The organism is Pararhizobium sp., assembly GCF_035497515.1.
Taxonomy (GTDB): Bacteria; Pseudomonadota; Alphaproteobacteria; order Rhizobiales; family Rhizobiaceae; genus Pararhizobium.
Map to the genome: position 1 here is coordinate 1 of NZ_DATJDJ010000246.1, position 18354 is coordinate 18354.

The window sequence follows — 18354 nt, forward strand, 5'->3', positions numbered from 1 at the left end:
TCCGGCGGTTCCGGCTTGCAGAAGATACAGCCGAGCAGCCTGCCATCCTCGACCGCGGCATAGGATTTTTCGACCATCGCCTTTTCTCGCAAGGAAGCGAGTGTCAGCCGCAAGGCCGATGACGGCGGATCGATGCGTGGACGCATGTAGGCGAAGGAATCGAGGATCAGCGCCAGCAGCGCGCCCCAATCCTTGAACGTTTCATCGATCGCCAGGAGCTGCATCGGGCGCTTTCTTACGGCTGTATTTGATCGTCTCGAACCGCGCGGCGAGCGCGTCATACATCAAAAGGCGCCCGATCAGTGGTTCGCCGGCGCCGCTGATGATCTTGATCACTTCCATAGCCTGCAATGTGCCGAGCACGCCGGTCAGCGCCCCGACAATGCCGGCCTCGGCACAGGATGGGACGACGCCCGGCGGCGGCGGCTCTGGAAAGAGGTCGCGGTAACGCGGGTTCTGCCGTCCGTCCTGTGCGGTCTTCCAGGGCTGCAGGACGGTCAGAGATCCATCGAAGCGACCAACGGCTGCCGACACCAGCGTGACCTCCATCCGCTCGGCGACATCGGCGGCGAGATAGCGAGTCTCGAAATTGTCGGAACCATCGACGACGATCTCGTAACCGCTGAAAAGCTGTTCGACATTGTCGGTGCTCAGCCTTTCGGCATGGCGGATAACCGTCACATGCGGGTTGATTCGCTGGATGGTATCCGCAGCGCTGTCTATCTTCGGTCGGCCGATATCCGGCGTGCCATGGATGACCTGCCGCTGCAGGTTCGACAGCGAGACCGTATCGTCATCGACGATGCCTAGGGTGCCGATCCCCGCGGCGGCAAGGTATTGCAGCACCGGCGCACCGAGGCCGCCGGCCCCGATGACCAGTACACGGGCAGCCTTTAGCGCCTGCTGGCCGCTACCGCCGATCTCCGGCAGCATGATATGGCGCGCATAGCGTTCGATCTCTTCGGAATTGAGTGTGCTCATGCTGGAATGTCACCCCGAAACGCTGCCATTGGCAACCGTCAGATACCGCGCCCGCGCCCCGAGCGCCGAGAACATCGATTGATCCGTGCCGGTCATGAAGGCCTGGCCACCGAGACCATCGACCAGATCGAACAAAGCCGCCCGCCTGCCCTCGTCCAGATGGGCGGCGATTTCATCGAGCAGCAGGATCGGCGCATGGCCGGTCATGTTGCCGACGAGGCGGGCATGGGCAAGCACAAGGCCGACGAGAAGCGCCTTCTGCTCTCCGGTCGAGCAGCGCGCGGCTTCCATGTTCTTGGTGCGGTGACGGATCAAAAGATCGCTGCGATGCGGGCCATCGAGCGTGCGCCCGGCCGCGGCATCCCGGTAACGCCCCGCTTTCATCATGTCGAGATATTGTTCTTCCAGATCGAAGGCCGGGCGGTTCCATTCGCCGTCGAGAAAGCCGGATAGCGCGAGATCGGCGACGGGAAACACGCCGCCTTCCTGATTGCGCTCTACCAGCCCGGCCAGCAGGCCGAGCATTTCCTGCCGCGCCAGCGCCATGGAAATCCCAAGCTCCGCCATCTGGCGCTCCAGGCCTGTCAGCCAGACGGGATCGGGTCGTCCTTCGGACAGCAGCTTGTTGCGGCTGCGCATGGCGCGCTCGTAGTCGGTGGCGCGGCGGCCGTGCTCGGGATCAAGCGACAGGACAAGGCGGTCGAGGAAGCGGCGGCGATCGCTGGAGCCCCCGGTAAACAACCCGTCCATGGCAGGCGTCAGCCAGAGCACACGGGCATGGTCGAGCAGTTCGTCAACGGTTTTTGCCGTCGTGCCGTTCAGCCGCAAACGGCGCGCCTGTCCATCCTCCGCACCGGCCGTTCCCGTGCCGATTTCCACCGGTCCGTCCATGCCTTCCAGTTCCGCAAAGACGGAAAAGCCCGTCTCGGCGCCGACGCGTGCAACATCCGCATAGGCGGCGCGGCGCAGTCCCCGGCCGGGAGAGAGGAATGAGACAGCTTCCATCAGGTTGGTTTTTCCCGCCCCGTTTTCGCCGGTCAGCACCACATGGCGCGCGTCGAGGTCCAGCGAGAGGCCCACGTAATTGCGGAAATCGCTCAGCTTCAGACGAGAGAGGGAAACCTTGTGCGGCATGAAGAATCCGGTTGCGTGTCGCCCGAGAGCTAAGCGCGCGAACCGCCAATGGCAAGATGGAACGTTGTTTTTCGATATGCTCAATTCGATGCCGAGGCTTTTCACGCAAGATTGCCGCAACGCACATACCCTTATTGCGCATCTGCGGAAATTCAAATAAGAATGCTTATCTTATGCATGCTTACTATATGGCGCCCTCCCCATGAACCTTGCTCCCACCGTTGGCTTCCTGCTGCACGACGTTGCGCGCCTGCTGCGCAAGCGGTTCGAACAGCGGGCGAAGCATATGGGTCTGACCCGCTCGCAATGGCAGACGATCGCCTATCTGGCGCGCAATGAAGGCATCCATCAAAGCGGCCTGGCGGAGCTTCTGGAAATCGAACCGATTACCCTGATGCGCGTTCTCGACAAGCTGGCCGAACGCGGCTTCATCGAGCGCCGGCGGCATGAGACCGACCGCCGCATTTCGCTTCTCTACACAACCGAACTGGCGCGCGGGCTGCTGTCCGACATGCGCGCCATCGGCGACGCCACCCGCAGCGAGGCGCTGCTGGGCATTTCCGACGACGACCGGGAACGGTTGCTCGCCATCCTCGACCTGATGAAATCCAACCTCCTGCAGGCCTGCCGCGCGCCGGCCGACAAAGAAACGCAAAATGGCTGACACATCTTCTCTTCGCGTCCCCGCAAATGCCAATGTCACCGCTCTGGAGCCCTCGGAGCCCCCGACGGCGGAAGCCAGGATCGCCGTGCCGACAGCCGCCGAGCCTGGTTCCGGTTCCGTTGCCAAGCGGCGCCGCAGCCTCAAGCGACCGATCCTCTTCGCCCTGCTGCCGATTGCCCTCGTAGCGGGCGCTTACTACTACGTCACCGGCGGCCAGATCATGGAGACGGACAATGCCTATCTGCAGGCCGACATGGTCGGCGTCTCCACCGACGTCGCGGGTATCGTTGCTTCGGTCGATGTGCACGAGAACGAAGAGGTGAAGGCAGGGCAGGTGCTGTTTCGCCTGAAGCAGGATTCGTTCCGCATCGCGCTTGAGGGCGCTGAGGCAAAGCTTGCCGCTGCCCGTAACCAGCTTTTGAACCTGAAGGCGAGCTATGCGCAGACACTTGCGCAGATCGCACAGGTCGAAGCCGATATCCCCTATTACCAGACCGTCTTCGACCGGCAGCAGACGCTGATTTCGAATGCGGCGGCATCGCATGCGACCTATGACGAGGCCAAGCACAATCTGGATGCCGCAAAGCAGAAGGTTTCGGTTGCCAAGGCCCAGGCGGCAACCACGCTGGCCCAGCTCGGCGGCGATGCCGATCAGCCGGTCGAGAAGAACCCGCTCTACCTGGAAGCGAAATCGGCGGTGGACGACAGTCAGCGCGAGCTGGACAATGCGACGGTCCGGGCGCCTTTCGACGGGGTCGTCACCAATGTCAACGCCCTGCAAGTCGGCAGCTATCTCGACGAGGCGCAGCAGGCGTTTTCGCTGGTCTCCACCAGGAATATGTGGATCGCTGCGAATCCGAAGGAAACCGAGCTGACCTATGTGAAGCCCGGCCAGCCGGTGAGCATCACCGTCGATACCTATCCGGGCGTCGAATGGAAGGGCAGGGTCGAAAGCGTCAGCCCGGCCTCCGGCTCGAGCTTCGCCCTGCTTCCGGCACAGAACACATCCGGCAACTGGGTGAAGGTGGTGCAGCGGATTCCGATGCGCGTGACGCTCGACGATACGGAGGGCAAGCCGCCGCTGCGCGTCGGCATGAGCACGCTGATCGCCGTCGATACCGGCCATGCCCGCGGCCTGCCTGATTCGATCCGCAATCTGCTCGATCATTCGACCGCGCAGGCGCACGAGTAAGCACTGTCATGAGCAGCACCCCATCCGCGGCCACGACGCCGGTCGCCAATCGCGGCGCGATCACGGCCTGCATCATCCTTGCCGTGATCATGCAGGCATTGGACACGACGATTGCCAATGTGGCGCTTCCCTATATCCAGGGCAGCGTCGCGGCCAGCGCCGACCAGATCAACTGGGTGCTGACATCCTATATCGTCGCCGCCGCGATCATGACGCCGCCCTCCGGATTTCTGTCGCAGAAATTCGGCCGCAAGCGCGTGTTGCTGGTGGCGATCGTCGGCTTCGTTGTCGCGTCGGTTCTCTGCGGCCTTGCCCAGTCCCTGCCCCAGATCGTCGGCTTCCGGCTGTTGCAGGGCCTGTTCGGCGCAGCGCTCGTGCCGCTGTCGCAGGGCATCCTGCTCGACATCTATTCCGTCGAGGAACGCGGCTCGGCCATGGCGCTGTTCGGTGTCTCCGTCATGGTCGGCCCGGTGCTCGGGCCGGTGATCGGCGGCTGGCTGACGGAGAATATCAGCTGGCGCTGGGTGTTCTACATCAACGTGCCGATCGGCGCGCTCGCTTTCGCCGGCATCAGTATCTTCGTCAAGGAAACCAAGATCGACGCCCAGGCGAAACTCGACTGGTTCGGCTTCGGCATGCTCAGCCTCGGCATCGCCTCGCTGCAGCTCTTCCTCGATCGCGGCGGCCAGCTCGACTGGTTTTCCTCCGGCGAGATCATCGTCGAGGCGGTCGTCTGCGCCAGTGCCTTCTATCTGCTCTTGATCCACACGCTGACGACGGAAAAATCCTTCATCAATCCGCGCCTTTTCCGCGACCAGAATTTCACGGTGAGCATGCTGTTCATCTTCGTTGTCGGCGTCACCTATCTGGCATCGCTGGCGCTGATGACGCCCTATCTCCAGTCGCTGATGGGCTATCCGGTCATCACGGCCGGCCTCGTCATGGGCCCGCGCGGGCTCGGTACCATGGTCTGCATGTTCGTGGTCGGCCGGCTGATCGGCAAGGTCGACACGCGCATCCTGTTGTTCACCGGGCTCGCGATCACCGCCTGGGCGATGTACGACATGATGGGCTGGACGCCGGATGTCTCCCAATGGACGATCATATCGGTCGGTTTCGTCCAGGGCGCCGGCCTCGGCTTCCTGTTCGTGCCGCTGACGACGATCGCATTCGCTACCCTGCCTGCGGACATGCGCGGCGACGGCACCGGGCTCTATAACCTGTCCCGCAATGTCGGCTCGAGTGTCGGCATTGCCGTGGTCGCGGCGCTGCTGGTGGAAAACACGCAGGCCAACCATGAAGCCATTGCCAGCTATGTGACCCCGTTCAACCATGCCTTCCAGGCACCGGCGGCAGCCGCTCTCGATCCCATGACCGCCGTCGGCCGCGCCTCGCTCGACAGCATCGTCACGCTGCAGGCAACGATCATTGCCTATATGGACGATTTCAAGCTCCTGATGGTGATGTCGCTCGCCGTCATGCCGCTGGTCTTCCTGTTGCGCAAGCCGAAGGCACCCCCCGTGATCGACCACAGCGCGGCGATGGAATAGCGAACTATGCCCGGTCCAACTCTGGATAATACCGGAAGATGCCGCCCTCGTTGAAAGCGAGTCGGCGGCCGGATGACAGATAGGCCTCGATGCGCGGCAGGGCCTTCACCTGCGCGTGGAGGGCAACCATCATCGGGTAGTCCGGCTCGGCCGTCGCCATGGCTCTCGGGAAGGCATAACGCAGGCCTTCAACGACATGAAACAGCGACAGATCCACATAGATCAGCGCATCGCCGACCGCGTGGATCTCGCCTTTTCCATTCTTGCGGAGTTGTCTCTCGAAATAGCCGAGAAATTTCGGCAGGCGCTCGTCGCGAAAATCCTCCGCCCGACGCAACGCCTCGTCCTTCTGGTCCTCATAATACAACGAAACGCCGATCGGATGGTGCACGTCGTGGATCTCCGCCACGAAATCGGTGATGCTGAGCTGCAATCCATTGGCTTCGAGGCGGCCCGCCTCGTCCTTCGGCGCGAGACTGAGCTTGCCGCCGAGGTGCTGCAGGATATTGGCGACATGGGAAACCAGCAGATCGCCATCTTTCAGGAAGGGCGGCGCGAACGGCACGAAACCGTTGGCCCTGCCCTTCAGCACCGCCATCATCCGCGCCATGCCACCCTCCTCGCGAACGACATCGACATAATCGGCGCCAGCCTGCTCCAGCGCCAGCCGGACGAATTCGCCACGGCCTGGAATTCCGTCCCAGTAATAGAGTTCGTAGGTCAAGGGGCACCTCTCTCGCTATCGGGTTCGGTTCGCGCGCCGCGACCGTCCACATCTGCCGGCGGCTGAAAATGAAAAGGCCGGAAGCATTGCTGCTCCCGACCCGGATATACCGCCGATCGTCTGTTCGACCAGTCGCGCCGCGACAGTCATTCGATATCGAAGAAATCCTTCATGCGGGAGAAGAAGCCCGCCGATTCCGGATTGTTCTCTTTCGAGGACAGGTCTTCGAATTCCTTCAGCAGCTCGCGCTGACGCTTGGTCAGCTTCTGCGGCGTCTCGATCTGGATCTGGATATAGAGATCACCGACCTGGCTGGAGCGTAGCACCGGCATGCCCTTGCCCTTCAGGCGGAACTGCTTGCCGGCCTGCGTGCCTTCCGGCACCGAAACGCGCGACTTGGTTCCGTCGAGCGTCGCCACGTCGAACTTGCCGCCGAGCGCCGCCGTGGTCATCGAGATCGGCACGCTGCAATAGAGGTCCGCGCCGTCGCGCTGGTAGAACTCGTGCGGCTTGACCGACAGGAAGATATAGAGATCGCCGGCCGGGCCGCCACGCGCGCCTGCCTCGCCCTCGCCCGACAGGCGGATGCGGGTGCCGTCCTCGATACCGGCCGGAATGTTGACCGAGAGCGAGCGCTCTTCGGTGATCCGGCCATGGCCGTGGCACTTGGTGCAGGGATCGGCGATCGTCTGGCCGCGCCCCTGACAGGTCGGGCAGGTTCGCTCGATCGAGAAGAAGCCTTGAGCCGCACGCACGCGGCCGGAGCCCTGACAGGTGGCGCAGGTCGTCGGCTTGGTACCCGGCTTGGCGCCGGAGCCGCTGCAGAGGTCGCAGGTGATCGACGTCGGCACGCGGATCTGCGCGGTCTTGCCGGAATAGGCTTCTTCCAGCGTGATTTCCATGTTGTAGCGCAGGTCGCCGCCGCGTTCGCGGCCACCTGAAGACCGCCGCTGGCGGCCGCCGCCCATCATCTCGCCGAAAATGTCTTCGAAGATGTCGGAGAAGCCACCGGCACCACCCATGCCCGCGCCGGCGCCACCCATGCCGCCCTGCTCGAAGGCCGCATGGCCATATCGGTCATAGGCTGCCCGCTTCTGCGGATCCTTCAGCGTCTCATAGGCCTGGTTGATTTCCTTGAAGGTCTTTTCCGATTCCGCATCGCCGGGATTCTTGTCCGGATGGTATTTCATTGCCAGTTTGCGGAAAGCGCTTTTCAGCTCCTTTTCATCCGCTGTTTTCGCAACGCCGAGCGTTTCGTAAAGATCACGTTTCATACTTGCAGGTTGTCCCGTTGAATAGGCGCGTCAAAACCGGCTGCCCGGTGGTCGCCAAATTTCCTTGCACAGGATTTAGTGAACCTTCACCCGCGATACCATAGGCAATACAGCATCATTGCCGTTTTTTATTGGAAAAGACCGGGTTCCCGCGGCTTTCAGGTCGCGGCTGCGCCCGCATGCGCTTTGCGTGCGCTCCTGTCCCAGCCGCAGAGGCGATTGATGCGCTCGCTCACCGGTTTTTCAAAGTAGCGATCGGAGCCCATGGCAACGAGAACGGCGATGATCATCGGTACGATCAGGAACTGGTAGAAGCTGATGATGCCGAGCGGCTCGATACCGTGACGCCAGACGAGGGCGAGCACGATGGTCTCCACCACCGGATGCCAGAGATAGATGCCGAACGAGACCTTGCCGACCGGCGAGAAGAACGACAGGATCTTCGCACCCCCGGGATTGTTGCGCTCCACCACGGCAGCGGCGAACATGGCGATGCCGAGCAGCCCGACGATGACATAGGCAGGCCACAGCATCATCATGCCGGCCATGGCGAAGGCGAAGAGACCCCAGGCGAGTGTATGGGAGCGCCATTTGAGGCGGCTGTCGCGAGCGAGCAGCATGACCAAGCCGCCGATGGCGAAGTCGGCAAAGGCGCGATAGGCGCCCCAGGTATCGGCCAGCAGCCAGCTCTTGAACGGGATGAGACCAACCCGCGTCGCAACCTCCAGCAGGACGACGCTGACCACGGCAAGTGCCGCCAGCCCTCTCACGCCGGCACGGCGGATGACGAACACATAGACCGGCAGCAGCAGGTAGCAGAACCATTCGGCCGATAGTGACCAAGAGACATAGTTGAAGCTCAGCTCCTTCGTCGTCCCCCAGGCCTGCAGCAGCAGGATATTCTGCGGCAGGATGCTGTAATCGTAGCGTTCCGGCACCGTCGATGACACCAGCCCCAGATGCAGCATCACGCCGACGAGGACGAAGAAGGTCAAGGTAACAAGATAAAGCGGATAGAAGCGCGCAAGGCGGCGGACGATGAACGACCTGTAGCTGGGCCAGTCCTTCAGCTTGTCGCCGTAGCGCAGCAGGATGAGGAAGCCGGAGATCATGAAGAACATGTCCATCAACGGCAACAGGCGCTCGAGTACGTGGCTCAGGTCATATTGGAAGGGATCGCCGGGTCCGAACCGCAGGAAATGGTAGGTCATCACCAGAATGGCCGCCATGAGCCGCCAGGATTCGAAAATTCTGAAATGCATGACACAATCCCCGCCGACATGGTCGCGACACTGTTCATTGGCACGGTTCTTATATCAGCGTCTTGCAAATCATCCGTTAAGGTGAATCCGCCGTCGCAGTTCCTCAAATGAAAAAACCCGGGATGCTTTCACATCCCGGGTTCGGTGTTCGGTCGTCGAAGACTTATGCGGACTTCTTGCGATCGTCCTCGTCGTTGACTTCCTCGTAGTCGGCATCGACGATGTCGCCATCGCGGGCCGCATCCGCCTGCGCATCGGCATTGGCGGCGTCGGCCTGCTGGGATTCGTACATCGCCTGGCCAAGCTTCATCGAGGCTTCGAGAAGCGTCTGGGTCTTGGTCTTGATGTCCTCTGCATCCGGATCGGAGGCTTCGACGGCGGTCTTCAATGCAGCAATCGCATCGGAGATCGCCGTGCGCTCGACTTCCGTCACCTTGTCACCGAATTCCTTCAGCGACTTTTCCGACGAGTGAATCAGGCTCTCGGCCTGGTTCTTGGCTTCTACACCTTCGCGGCGCTTCTTGTCGGCTTCGGCATTGGCCTCTGCGTCCTTGACCATCTTTTCGATATCGGCGTCGGACAGACCGCCCGATGCCTGGATCCGGATCTGGTGCTCCTTGCCGGTGCCCTTGTCCTTGGCCGAAACCTGCACGATGCCGTTGGCGTCGATATCGAAGGTAACTTCGATCTGCGGAACGCCACGCGGTGCCGGCGGGATGCCGACCAGGTCGAACTGGCCGAGCAGCTTGTTGTCCTGCGCCATTTCGCGCTCGCCCTGCGAAACGCGGATGGTCACGGCGTTCTGGCTGTCTTCGGCCGTCGAGAAGGTCTGGCTCTTCTTCGTCGGAATCGTCGTGTTGCGCTCGATCAGGCGGGTGAAGACGCCACCGAGCGTTTCGATGCCGAGCGACAGCGGGGTCACGTCGAGGAGCAGGACGTCCTTGACGTCGCCCTGCAGAACGCCGGCCTGGATGGCGGCGCCGAGAGCGACGACTTCATCCGGGTTGACGCCCTTGTGCGGCTCCTTGCCGAACAGCTGCTTGACGACTTCCTGTACCTTCGGCATGCGGCTCATGCCACCGACCAGAACGACTTCATCGATCTCGGCCGCGGTGACGCCGGCATCCTTGAGGGCTGCCTTGCACGGTGCGACGGTGCGCTGGACGAGATCATCGACCAGGCTTTCGAACTTGGCGCGCGACAGCTTCATCGTCAGGTGCTTCGGGCCGGACGCGTCAGCCGTGATGAACGGCAGGTTGATTTCGGTCTGCTGCGAGGATGACAGTTCGATCTTCGCCTTTTCGGCAGCTTCCTTGAGGCGCTGCAGGGCAAGCTTGTCGTTCTTCAGGTCGATGCCCTGGTCCTTCTTGAATTCGGCCGCGAGATATTCGACCAGACGCATGTCGAAGTCTTCACCGCCGAGGAAGGTGTCGCCGTTGGTCGACTTCACTTCGAAGACGCCGTCGCCGATTTCGAGAACCGAGATATCGAACGTACCGCCACCCAGGTCGTAGACGGCGATGGTCCTGCCGTCCTTCTTGTCGAGGCCGTAGGCAAGAGCAGCTGCGGTCGGCTCGTTGATGATGCGCAGGACTTCGAGACCGGCAATGCGGCCGGCATCCTTGGTTGCCTGGCGCTGGGCGTCGTTGAAGTAGGCCGGCACCGTAATGACGGCCTGCGTGACCTTTTCACCAAGATAGGATTCGGCGGTTTCCTTCATCTTCTGAAGGATCATGGCGGAGACCTGTGACGGCGAATATTTTTCGGCATGCGCTTCGACCCAGGCATCGCCGTTATCGCCCTTGACGATATTGTAGGGAACGAGGCCCTTGTCCTTTTCCACGAGCTTGTCGTCGTAACGGCGGCCGATCAGGCGCTTGACGGCGAACAGCGTGTTTTCCGGATTGGTGACGGCCTGGCGCTTGGCCGGCTGGCCGATCAGACGCTCCCCGTCGTCGTTGAACGCAACGATCGAAGGGGTCGTGCGCGCGCCTTCCGCATTTTCAATAACCTTCGCGTCCTTGCCGTCCATGACGGCGACGCAGGAATTGGTCGTTCCCAAGTCGATACCGATTACTTTTGCCATGTCATTCTCTCCTTGAAGCGGACTGTCAGAACCCGGTCAGGCATTCATTTGACAGCCCCTAACGGGATGGGTCTGTGGGATGTTCGCAGCGATAGCCACGGTGATGGGGCGTATATAAGGACCAGTGTTTCGGACTGCAAGACATCTCGCGGGCCGAAAACGCGCGAAAACAAAGCGACTGGGCGCAAAAACAACGAAAAACACGCATCGAACAAAAGGCTCTATTTCACACACGGCCTGCCTCGCTTGAAAGGCGCCGTCCGGCAGCAACGAGTGCTGACCCTCATGTCCAGAAATGGGGATGAAAGACGGCGGTTCAACCGCCCGTCAGGATATCGAACAGCGTCGTCCGGCGAGTGGCGCCCGTCGTCTCGCCGACATCGGCCGGCGGCAGGAGGCCGGAATTGGCGGCATCGGCCGGCTGCTGCACTCCCTGACCATTGGCGATCTGGCCATCAGAAACCGGCGCCTGCGGGAACTCGTCGATCGCACCGCCAGAAATGACGTTCCCGATGCTTTCGGGGGATGCCTGATTGTCCTCGAACACCGGCTGGACGCCCGTCGTGCCGAAGATCGGCGACGGCGACAGGCCCTCATGCGCGGCTGTCATGTAATCGTGCCAGGCCTTGGCCGGCAGACCGCCGCCCGTCACCTTCTTCATCGACTTGCCGTCGTCGTTTCCGAACCAGATGCCGGTCGTCAGGTTGCTGGTGAAGCCAACGAACAGCGCGTCGCGGAAGGACTGGGTCGTGCCTGACTTGCCGGCCGCCTGCCAGCCCTTCAGCCGGGCAGCCTTGCCGGTACCATGATCGATGACGCCGACCATCATCCGGTTCATCTCGCTGACGATGGCGGGATCCAGCACGCGTGGCGGGCTGTCATAGGTGTTTTCATACAGCACCGTGCCGTCGGCAGTCGAAATCCGCTTGATGACATGCGGCGTCGCCTTGAAGCCACCATTCATGAACGGTGCATAGGCCGATGTCAGCTCGACGAGGCTAACTTCGGACGTGCCGAGCGCGATCGAGGCATTGGACTGCATCTCCGATTCGATGCCGAGCCGGCGGGCGAGCTTGATGACGTTCCGCGGCCCGACCTCCATCACCAGTTGGGCGGCGATGGTATTCAGCGAATTGGCGAGGGCCGTGGCAAGCGAAACCTCGCCGCGATATTTCTGGTCGTAGTTTTCCGGCGTCCAGTTGCCGATGCGCACCGGCCCGTCGTTGCGGATCGACATCGGCGTGCGACCGATTTCCATGGCCGCGGCATAGACGAATGGCTTGAAGGCCGAGCCCGGCTGGCGCTTGGCCTTGACGGCGCGGTCGAACTGGCTGTCGGCATAGTCGCGGCCGCCGACCAGCGCGCGGATGGCCCCGGTGCCGTCGATCGAAACGAGCGCGGCTTGGCTGACATTGAGCTTCTGCCCGGATTCGTCCAGGCTCGCGGCCAGCGTCTCTTCGGCCTTCTTTTCGAGGTCGAGATCGAGCGTGGTATCGACGATCAGGTCCTGGCTGATGTCGCCGACCATGCCCGGCAGCTGGTCCATGACCATGTCGGCGGCATAATATTGCGCGCCGGACCAGAAGCTCTTGGCCTTGGTCGGAGGTTGCGACATCGCCGTCTTGATCTCGGCATCGGTAATGAAGCCTTCCTCGCGCATCGTGCCGAGAACAACCTGCGCCCGCTCTTCCGCCGCCTTCGGATCACGCGCCGGCGACAGGCGCGAGGGTGCCTTGAGCAGACCGGCCAACAGCGCTGCCTCGCCGAGGTTCACATCACGCGCGGATTTGTTGAAATAGCGCCTCGACGCCGCCTCGACGCCATAGGCGTTCGAGCCGAAAAACACCCGGTTCAGATACATCGCGAGAATCTGGTCCTTGGTGTATTTCTGCTCCAGCCAGATGGACAGAAGCACTTCCTGCACCTTGCGCTCGAGCGTGCGCTCCGGCGAGAGGAAGAGGTTCTTGGCGAGTTGCTGGGTGAGCGTCGAACCGCCCTGCACCAGGCGGCCGGTGGTGATATTGGTCAGCATTGCGCGCGCCAGGCCGAGCGGATCGACGCCAAAGTGCGAATAGAAGCGCCGGTCCTCGATGGCGATGACCGCCTGCGGGATATAGGGCGACATGTTTTCGAGAGACAGCGCCTCGCCGCCGGTGGCGCCGCGATTGGCGATGATCTCGCCATTGACGGACAGGATCTTGACGTTCGGCGGCCTGTCCGGAATGGCCCAGCTGGTGGCGCTCGGCATGCGGGCACCGTAATACAGCACCAGACAACCGATGCCGACGGCGCCCCAGATGCCGAGAACCACGCACCAGTAGACCAGCGAGCGGATCAGCCCGGTAATCCCGCCGCCGCCCCGCGAGCCACGACGGCCGCTCCTTGATCTGGCTTTCCGCGCCGGCGGTTTCGAGTTTCTCGAGCCACCCGACTTCTTGCCCCCGCCGGCAACACGATCGCGGGCATCCGCGCGCAGTTCCCCATCATCACGCCTTCCCCGTCCGCCTTCGAAGGAAGGCTCGATCCTCTGCGATGATGTGCGATTTCCTGCCATGTCGGGACGGGGCGGCTCCGGATGAGCGTTTCAGGAGCGCAAGCCGAAGGCCGCGCCGATTTCAATCGGTGCGATGAAGTGTAAATACGGCGATTTAAGGGGGAGTTAAATTCAGGCGGGAGAAAACACTGGCGGTTCATGGGCTTGCACTTCGGTCCCGCTCCCGCGATGGCCCGACCGTACGGACAGATTCGGCACGGTGCGGAAGGCATTTGATTTCGAAGGCGTCTCAGCCTCATAGAAAACCCTTCGGCATCATTGCCGGCAACATCAGTGCCCGGCGATAATTTAAAGATGAATAATACATAATTGAATAATTATCTAATTAATTGCGATTATTGAGAAAAATATTGAAATTAACGGATTGTTAACCAAGAAGGCGGTCTATTATCTGCAGATCATCCGCCCATGATGGGCAATCAATCCATTTATCAGTGTGCCATTTTGACCAGCATCCATACGAATGCGGGCGCTATTGCTGCGCTCCAGACTTTGCGCTCGATCGACAGCGACGTGACATCCACGCAAGCGCGGGTCTCCTCCGGGCTGCGCATCCAGACGGCGGCTGACGACGCCGCATACTGGTCGATCAGCACGACCATGAAATCGGACAACGGGGCAATGTCAGCGATCTCCGACGCACTTGGCTTCGCGGCCGCGAAGGTGGACACCGCCTATATGGGCCTGAGCGCGGTTATCGACATTCTCGGCGATTTCAAAGCCAAACTCGTTGCGGCGAAAGAACCCGGTGTCGACAAGGGAAAAATCCAGAAAGAGTTGAGCGAACTGAAGCAACAGGTTCAAAGCGTCGCCCAATCTTCCAGTTTCAGCGGCCAGAACTGGCTCGTTACCGACATTTCAAACATATACGACTACGATCTGAACGCGGCCCCGAGCGCGGCCTCCTTCGCGCGAAGCGCCTCGGGCAGCGTCTCCGTGAAGACCATGAACATCCACCTGTCTGACGTTTCGCTTTTCAACAGCACCGGCGGCGGGCTGTTGCAAGCCGACGCGCGCGATCTTGAGACGCTGGGCGGCATGCGCAATCTCAGCCCCGGCACCACTCCGCCGACAGCTATCGATTCCACGCCCTACGATGGAAACCAGGGTGCCGGCTGGATGTATCCCAGCCGTTCAATGGGTGTGGCGGGCAGCTTCAGATTGAACGACTTTCCCGTCGGATCACCGCTGGACTTCAATGCGCCGGGTGCCCAGATCAGCTTCGACATCATCCTGGACAAGGAAGACACCAACCCGCACGGCTATACGGGCACGATGGCCGATCTCGATGAACTGCCCGGCCCATATTATCCGGGGTATTCAAAAACCATCACGATCAACAAGGCGGTGATCGACGCGTACAATGCAGCATTGGGCGGAATCATCTCGACGAACACAGACTTCGCTGGCGTTCTGAACTCCGTACTGAATGCGGAAGGCGCTTTTGTATCTGCCAACGCCATCATACAGGATCCTCCGGGCTCGGGTCCTTGGGTACATGATAAAAAGACGATGACCATCAGCACGAACCAGATCCACGGCGACGGTTCCTATGTTGAGATTGCGAACCTGAGCAGCGTTGCCGTAGGCACGGGTGGCCTGACTACCGGTTTCAAATACGGCACGAGAGGCTCGGGGATGGAGCTGAGCTTCCAACAGTTCATTGTTCACGAGGACGGAGACAACGAGGACGGCGTAAACATCAATTTTTCATTCTCGCTAAACGGCGCTCCGCCCAAGTCATATTCGTTCGACAGAACCTATGTGAACACGCTCTTTGGAAAGGACAGCGGAAAGGTCGAGACGGCCGGAGAGATGGCGACGCTGTTGAACTCGCTGCTCGCGCCGGATTGGCCGGATCTCATCATCGCGGCAAACTCCGCAACGACCGTCATGATGAAGTCAGATCCCGCTTTGGACCGGACATGGGGCAGCGGAACGGACATCAATTTTGATCAGATCCGTGTCAGCATCGAGCCCATCCCAACGATCAATTTTCTCGATATCGACATCGCGCAGAACCCTGACAAGCTCGACAGCTACATTGCCTACATCGACATCGTCAGCGAGAGAATAACGGATGGCGCGACCGCGCTCGGAGCCTTCCAGAGCAGGATCGACATGCAATCCGATTTCGCGTTCGAGTTGATGTCGATCATCGACAAGGGTATCGGCCGCCTCGTCGATGCCGATATGAACGAGGAATCTACCCGCCTCAAAGCGCTGCAGACGCAGGAACAACTCGGCGTTCAGGCGCTGCAGATCGCCAATTCGAATTCGGAAAATATCATGGCGCTCTTCCGCTGAGACCGGCGCGGCGTAGCGCCTGCTCCCCGTCAACCGAAGCGCGCCACACCTCAATTCGCATTCGCGCGAGCGATCCGGTGCGTTGCGTCGTCCAGGGCATGGCTGGTCTGGACGCCGTCCTTCTGCATTCCGCGCACCGTGTTGCCGCAACCGGCAAGGGCGAGCACGGAAAGGCAGGCCAAGGCGATCATGATTTTCGACATCGTCATTCCTCCAACAAAATGCCGATTGATCGGCAGAATCGGAAATGATGCAGGAGCGGCGCAAATCAACGCGGCGAAAGCACAATCAGCCTGCATTGGCCGACATTTTCAGGACAGTCGGTTCGCGTCGGGCGCCGCCGGCAGAAAAAAATCCGCCACGTCGGGCGCAAAACCCAATGAAAACAACGGCGATGACGAAATAAAAATAATAGAACTTGACTGCGCCACCTCGGTAAACTATCTGAGCCTTGATCGATATTTGTTAGATGACTTTGGTTTTTGCGACTTTGTGCGCAATTGGACGAACTTTCCTTCAGATTCGAACATCAAGCCTCGCTGTAATACCACGGCTTGGTCACTATAATTTGCTAGAGAAAGGGATCGTTATGGCCACTGGCACAGTAAAATGGTTTAACTCGACAAAGGGCTTCGGCTTCATTCAGCCGGACGACGGCAGCCAGGACGTTTTCGTCCACATTTCGGCTGTAGAGCGCGCTGGCATGCGCGGCCTCAATGACGGCCAGAAGATCAGCTTCGAGCTGGTCAAGGACCGCAAGTCCGGCAAGATGTCTGCTGACAACCTGCAGGCTGCCTAATACCAAATCTGGCGCGATGATCCGCGCCGGGGAAATGCGCTTCCGCGGTTGACCACGGATGTACTGGAAAGTGTGTCGAAGCGCATTGTGAAAGGTCGGGATTTCCCGGCCTTTTTGTTTTTTTACGGGGTAATTTCCCCGAAGACACCTCCCGATCTTCAAATCGCCCCATCGGCGTTGAACGGTGCGCTCTCAACACGGGAGCGACGCGCATGAAGACGATTTTGATTTCCACCGCATTGCTGGCGGCACTGTTCGCGAGCGCCCTTCCGGCGCAGGCGCAGGACATTCCCTATATCGACGATCGCTCGGATGGGGCGGCGCTCGTCAAGTCGCTCTACAACGCCATCAACCGCAGGGAATTTTCCCGCGCCTACAGCTATTTCAGCGAGCCGTTCGATGACTACCCATCCTTCGTGAAGGGTTATGCCAAGACCGTCGATGTCGAAGTGATAACCGGCAAGGTGACGACGGAAGGGGCAGCCGGCAGCATCTACGCGCCGGTGCCGGTGGCGATCAAATCGACTGAAGAAGGCGGAAAGGCACGTGTCTTTGCCGGATGCTACATTACCCGCATCGTCAATGCCGCGATCCAGGAGCCGCCTTTTTCACCGCTGCACATCGAGAGCGCCGAACTCGAAGAGGTCGACGGACCGCTGGAGAAGGTCCTGCCGAAGGTCTGCCACTCGCCGTCATGACAGCTGGCCCACTGCATAATTCCCTAAATCGAAATCGATTTAAGGATCAGATTATGCAGCATATCTAAAGTGCTACAGCGACCTTTGCGCGTCCGATTTGACGCGCGCGCTTTAGCGGAGGTCCTTGACGTCTGCCCGCTTGGCTTTACGCGCGTCAAGAAACTGCTCGCGCTCGAAGATGACGACGACGATCAGCGCCATGGCGAAGGGGATGACAAGATAGAACAGCCGGAAGATCACCAGCCCGGCCAGCACCCCGGCCGGGTCCATCTCCGGCAGGCCGGCGATGAACATCAGTTCCAGAACGCCGAGCCCGCCTGGCGCATGCGACAGGAGGGCTGCCGAAAACGAGGCGAGGAAGACGCCGAGGATCACCAGGTAACCCGGGTTTCCGGCCTCAGGCAGCGCAAAATAGATAATGGCCGCCGCCGCGATCAGTTCGACCGGCGCGATCAGCAATTGCCGCAAGGCCAGCGAGGGTTTGGGATATTCCAGCTTGAACCAGCGCGTCTTCAGCGGCCGGAAACCGACAAGGCTTCCGACGATATAAAGCGCGATCAGGCCGAGGAGGACCAGCCCGGTGGAGATCGACGCGCTAACCGGCAGGAACTTGGCAAACCGGGCAGTGATGTCAGGCTCGACCAGAAGAACGATCGCAGACAGCATCAACGTGCCGAGTACGAATGTAAACGAACAAAAAGCGACGAGAACACCGGTTTCGGCGGCTGTCAGCCCTTTTGATCCATAAGCACGATAACGAACCACAGCACCCGAAAACACCGAGGCGCCAACCGTATGCGACAGGGCATAAGCGGTAAAGGAAGAGACGGTGATGAACCAAAGGGAAATTCTGTGGCCGAGATGCTCCAGTGCCAGATGGTCATAGGCTGCAAGCGCGGCATAGGCGCCCAGCGTCGCGCATCCGGCAAGCAGCCAGGCCTTCAGTGACACCGCCTCGACGCTCGAAAGGAAATCATCGGTCGAGAGACCGCGCAGCTCGTGATACAGGCCGTAGAGCGAAAACAGGATGGCGGCCAGCCCGATGACCGGCCAGGCAAATTTGCGGACCGTTTTCATGAGGCGCGGATTCTGGGAAAATGCAGGCAAAATGTCATCTTGACGATGAGAA

At 60.6% G+C, this 18354-nt stretch carries 16 protein-coding genes and 1 pseudogene; 7 read left to right on the forward strand and 10 right to left on the reverse strand.

What is annotated here, in order from left to right:
• From VL202_RS25415 to recF, 3 genes and pseudogenes are all read right to left on the reverse strand, one after another.
• Window positions 1-224: pseudogene (locus VL202_RS25415) on the reverse strand (GNAT family N-acetyltransferase); the annotation flags it as partial.
• On the reverse strand, window positions 202-981 hold the full coding sequence (locus tag VL202_RS25420; protein WP_325466839.1) for a molybdopterin-synthase adenylyltransferase MoeB: 780 nt from the start codon (window positions 979-981) through the stop codon (window positions 202-204). The gene VL202_RS25420 and the pseudogene VL202_RS25415, both read right to left, overlap by 23 nt.
• 9 nt (window positions 982-990) lie before the next feature.
• A complete protein-coding gene (recF, locus tag VL202_RS25425; protein ID WP_325466840.1) occupies window positions 991-2115 on the reverse strand; it encodes a DNA replication/repair protein RecF in 1125 nt (374 codons plus the stop codon).
• Between the two features lie 202 nt (window positions 2116-2317).
• Here recF and VL202_RS25430 point away from each other — a divergent pair, with 202 nt between their 5' ends.
• From VL202_RS25430 to VL202_RS25440, 3 genes are read left to right on the forward strand one after another with little or no spacing between them, the layout of a single operon-like run.
• Entirely contained in the window at window positions 2318-2779 is a 462-nt protein-coding gene (locus VL202_RS25430) for a MarR family transcriptional regulator (protein WP_325466841.1), read from the forward strand.
• Window positions 2772-3971, forward strand: coding sequence for an HlyD family secretion protein (locus VL202_RS25435; protein ID WP_325466842.1), 1200 nt, complete (start codon window positions 2772-2774; stop codon window positions 3969-3971). The genes VL202_RS25430 and VL202_RS25435 overlap by 8 nt, the downstream gene beginning before the upstream one ends.
• Window positions 3972-3979: 8 nt before the next feature.
• Window positions 3980-5521 carry a DHA2 family efflux MFS transporter permease subunit gene (locus VL202_RS25440; protein WP_325466843.1) on the forward strand — a complete coding sequence of 514 codons (1542 nt, stop codon included), beginning with the start codon at window positions 3980-3982 and terminating at the stop codon, window positions 5519-5521.
• Window positions 5522-5525: 4 nt separating this feature from the next.
• On the opposite strand, the gene VL202_RS25445 is transcribed toward VL202_RS25440, so the two are convergent.
• From VL202_RS25445 to VL202_RS25465, 5 genes are all read right to left on the reverse strand, one after another.
• Window positions 5526-6245: a glutathione S-transferase gene (locus VL202_RS25445; RefSeq protein WP_325466844.1), complete on the reverse strand. Its 720-nt coding sequence runs from the start codon at window positions 6243-6245 to the stop codon at window positions 5526-5528.
• 146 nt (window positions 6246-6391) lie between these two features.
• On the reverse strand, window positions 6392-7519 hold the full coding sequence (gene dnaJ / locus VL202_RS25450) for a molecular chaperone DnaJ (protein ID WP_325466845.1): 1128 nt from the start codon (window positions 7517-7519) through the stop codon (window positions 6392-6394).
• A gap of 158 nt (window positions 7520-7677) precedes the next feature.
• Entirely contained in the window at window positions 7678-8781 is a 1104-nt protein-coding gene (locus VL202_RS25455; RefSeq protein ID WP_325466846.1) for an acyltransferase, read from the reverse strand.
• 163 nt (window positions 8782-8944) lie between these two features.
• Entirely contained in the window at window positions 8945-10867 is a 1923-nt protein-coding gene (dnaK, locus tag VL202_RS25460) for a molecular chaperone DnaK (RefSeq protein ID WP_325466847.1), read from the reverse strand.
• A 316-nt stretch (window positions 10868-11183) separates the two neighbouring features.
• A complete protein-coding gene (locus tag VL202_RS25465) occupies window positions 11184-13421 on the reverse strand; it encodes a transglycosylase domain-containing protein (RefSeq protein WP_325466848.1) in 2238 nt (745 codons plus the stop codon).
• A 408-nt stretch (window positions 13422-13829) separates the two neighbouring features.
• Here VL202_RS25465 and VL202_RS26035 point away from each other — a divergent pair, with 408 nt between their 5' ends.
• Window positions 13830-15728 (forward strand): flagellin, encoded by a 1899-nt coding sequence (locus VL202_RS26035; protein WP_414692950.1) that lies wholly within the window; start codon window positions 13830-13832, stop codon window positions 15726-15728.
• 50 nt (window positions 15729-15778) lie between these two features.
• Here the strand turns inward: VL202_RS26035 and VL202_RS25480 are convergent, their stop codons facing one another.
• Window positions 15779-15931, reverse strand: coding sequence for an entericidin (locus tag VL202_RS25480; protein WP_325466849.1), 153 nt, complete (start codon window positions 15929-15931; stop codon window positions 15779-15781).
• Between VL202_RS25480 and VL202_RS25485 the strand changes: the two genes are divergently transcribed.
• From VL202_RS25485 to VL202_RS25495, 3 genes are all read left to right on the forward strand, one after another.
• Window positions 15918-16295, forward strand: a complete 378-nt coding sequence (locus VL202_RS25485) for a hypothetical protein (protein WP_325466850.1) — start codon at window positions 15918-15920, stop codon at window positions 16293-16295. The two genes, VL202_RS25480 and VL202_RS25485, sit on opposite strands and share 14 nt — an antisense overlap.
• Window positions 16296-16317: 22 nt before the next feature.
• Window positions 16318-16527 carry a cold-shock protein gene (locus VL202_RS25490; protein ID WP_037103743.1) on the forward strand — a complete coding sequence of 70 codons (210 nt, stop codon included), beginning with the start codon at window positions 16318-16320 and terminating at the stop codon, window positions 16525-16527.
• Window positions 16528-16739: 212 nt separating this feature from the next.
• Window positions 16740-17225 carry a hypothetical protein gene (locus tag VL202_RS25495; protein WP_325466851.1) on the forward strand — a complete coding sequence of 162 codons (486 nt, stop codon included), beginning with the start codon at window positions 16740-16742 and terminating at the stop codon, window positions 17223-17225.
• Window positions 17226-17336: 111 nt separating this feature from the next.
• Here the strand turns inward: VL202_RS25495 and VL202_RS25500 are convergent, their stop codons facing one another.
• Window positions 17337-18302 carry a lysylphosphatidylglycerol synthase domain-containing protein gene (locus VL202_RS25500; RefSeq protein ID WP_325466852.1) on the reverse strand — a complete coding sequence of 322 codons (966 nt, stop codon included), beginning with the start codon at window positions 18300-18302 and terminating at the stop codon, window positions 17337-17339.
• Between the last annotated feature and the right edge of the window lie 52 nt (window positions 18303-18354).

Bases quoted from the DNA above. Each gene is read 5' to 3' on its own strand.
- VL202_RS25435 (WP_325466842.1), top strand. From the start codon at position 2,772: ATGGCTGACACATCTTCTCTTCGCGTCCCCGCAAATGCCAATGTCACC.
- VL202_RS25500 (WP_325466852.1), bottom strand. From the start codon at position 18,302: ATGAAAACGGTCCGCAAATTTGCCTGGCCGGTCATCGGGCTGGCCGCC.
- VL202_RS25490 (WP_037103743.1), top strand. From the start codon at position 16,318: ATGGCCACTGGCACAGTAAAATGGTTTAACTCGACAAAGGGCTTCGGC.
- VL202_RS25430 (WP_325466841.1), top strand. From the start codon at position 2,318: ATGAACCTTGCTCCCACCGTTGGCTTCCTGCTGCACGACGTTGCGCGC.
- VL202_RS25495 (WP_325466851.1), top strand. From the start codon at position 16,740: ATGAAGACGATTTTGATTTCCACCGCATTGCTGGCGGCACTGTTCGCG.
- VL202_RS25420 (WP_325466839.1), bottom strand. From the start codon at position 981: ATGAGCACACTCAATTCCGAAGAGATCGAACGCTATGCGCGCCATATC.
- VL202_RS25465 (WP_325466848.1), bottom strand. From the start codon at position 13,421: ATGGCAGGAAATCGCACATCATCGCAGAGGATCGAGCCTTCCTTCGAA.
- VL202_RS26035 (WP_414692950.1), top strand. From the start codon at position 13,830: ATGATGGGCAATCAATCCATTTATCAGTGTGCCATTTTGACCAGCATC.
- recF (WP_325466840.1), bottom strand. From the start codon at position 2,115: ATGCCGCACAAGGTTTCCCTCTCTCGTCTGAAGCTGAGCGATTTCCGC.
- VL202_RS25440 (WP_325466843.1), top strand. From the start codon at position 3,980: ATGAGCAGCACCCCATCCGCGGCCACGACGCCGGTCGCCAATCGCGGC.
- VL202_RS25485 (WP_325466850.1), top strand. From the start codon at position 15,918: ATGATTTTCGACATCGTCATTCCTCCAACAAAATGCCGATTGATCGGC.
- dnaK (WP_325466847.1), bottom strand. From the start codon at position 10,867: ATGGCAAAAGTAATCGGTATCGACTTGGGAACGACCAATTCCTGCGTC.
- dnaJ (WP_325466845.1), bottom strand. From the start codon at position 7,519: ATGAAACGTGATCTTTACGAAACGCTCGGCGTTGCGAAAACAGCGGAT.
- VL202_RS25480 (WP_325466849.1), bottom strand. From the start codon at position 15,931: ATGTCGAAAATCATGATCGCCTTGGCCTGCCTTTCCGTGCTCGCCCTT.
- VL202_RS25455 (WP_325466846.1), bottom strand. From the start codon at position 8,781: ATGCATTTCAGAATTTTCGAATCCTGGCGGCTCATGGCGGCCATTCTG.